The organism is Mesorhizobium sp. CA13 (genome assembly GCF_020165235.1).
Classification (GTDB): Bacteria; Pseudomonadota; Alphaproteobacteria; order Rhizobiales; family Rhizobiaceae; genus Mesorhizobium.
This window is the reverse complement of the sequence record NZ_JAIUHS010000031.1, coordinates 1-1,753: the sequence shown is the minus strand read 5'-3', so window position 1 is coordinate 1,753 and position 1,753 is coordinate 1. Positions and strand designations below refer to the sequence as shown.

Sequence of the window (1,753 nt, the reverse complement as noted above, 5' to 3'; positions counted from 1 at the left end):
GCGGTCGCCAAGGACCGGGTTGTAATTGCCGTTATGGTTGCTGTCGACAAAGCCGACCAGCGTGTTGCCCTGGACCACCCAGCTCAGCTCGGCGCCCTTCGACGACAGCCCGATCGCCGTCATGTCTTGGGCCGCCTTGCCGGTGAAGCCGAAGCCGCCGCCGGCGGCCGGGCCGTCGGCGCCGAAGTCGACAAGCCCGTTCAGCGAGCCGGATGCGATCGCCGCACCCAGCGGAGCCTCCGTGCCCGAACCGTCGCCGGACCCGTCATAGGGCGAGGTCCCCTGCGACCAGGGGCTGAATATGTCGTCCTCGTCGATCGTCACCGGCGCGGCATGGCCGCTCAGGACTTTCGGCCCGTCGTCCTCGAAGACGACAGTCTGAGAGATGTCGGCGCTTTGTGTGACGTGGTCGCCGTCGCCATCGGTCGCCGTCACGGTGACCGAGACTGAGCCGGCGCCGAGAGCGATGCCCTCGTCGTTGCTGCTGGTGTCGGGATGCTGGAGCGAGACGTATTGCGCCACCGCGACCTGGCCGGTGGCGGCATCGACATGCAACGCGATGGCGACCTTGTCGGTGGCGGTGATGCCGTTGTTGTCGGCATCATAGACGCCGATCACGCGGCCGCTGCCGTCGGTGAACAGCGAGATTGCATGCCCGTCCGTGGTCTTCAGGCCGGAATCCACGCCCGTATTGCTGGCAAGGGTAAGCGCATAGACAAGCGAATTGCTCGTTGCCGGGCCATCGGCGCCGAACAGCGCCGTGGCGTTCACGACGCCGCCGCTGCCCTGCGCGTATTGCGGCAGCGGCATGTCGGGATCGGCTCCGGCATTGACGCCGGCAAACAGGTTCGCGAGACCGAGAGTGTCGTCGGAATCGGCATCGACACCTGCGGTCTCGTCGATGACGATGATGTCGCCGACCTTGATGTTGGCAAGGAAGGTGCCGGTGTTGTCGCCCGCTTCGCCGATCTCACGGAAGGTCAGTGAGTTGTCGCCGGCTGTCGCCGTGACGTCGATGGCGATGGTCTGCATGAGGCCGGAGGTCGGGTCGTAGGTTCCGACGCTGGTCCCGTTCCAGATCACTTCGAGCCTGGCGCTGTGTGGGAGGCTGGTGTCGTTGGCGGCGCCGATCTCGAACGAGATGCGGTATTCGCCGGCGCTGAGGCCATGCAGCGTCTGCGAGATCTGGACGTTGCCGGGGCTGGCCTCGAGGTCGACCATAACGCTGTTGGTCGGGCTGTCGGCGCCGCGATAGCCGTCACCGACCTTCTGCAATTCGATGCTGCTGGCGCCTTCGTAGGGCGAAGCCGTGACGGTCCAGGCGCCGGCGGGACCGGTCGTGGTACCGCTGCCCGCGCCCCAGGCGTCGCCATTGGGAACGAAGCCGTCCAGGAACAGGCCGTTCAAGGCACCGTTCGGCTGCGAGATGGTCAGGCTCGGCCCATCGTCGTCGAAGCTGATCTGGCCCGAGACGTCGGCGCTGGCGCTGGCGGTGTCGCCGTCGCCGTCGGTGACGGTCACGCTCACCGCGACCGAATGCGAGGCCAGCACCACCGTGTCGTCGGGATTGCCGGTGTCGGGATGATGAAGCGACAGATATTGCTCGACGGTCACCTTGCCGGTGGCCGGATCGATCGACAGCGCGAACGCCGCATCGCCCTTGAATGCGCCGCCCTGGACGACGCCGACGACGACGCCGTTGCCCAGCAGCTGCAGTTGGATCGCGGAGCCGTCGGTGACGGCAAGGCCCGAG

General features: G+C 66.9%; 1 protein-coding gene. It reads right to left on the bottom strand.

All coding sequences use genetic code 11. From position 1 onward, the window contains the following. Window positions 1-1,753, bottom strand: a 1,753-nt coding sequence (locus LB566_RS30255) for a DUF5801 repeats-in-toxin domain-containing protein (RefSeq protein WP_224629788.1), incomplete at both ends; no start/stop codon positions are given.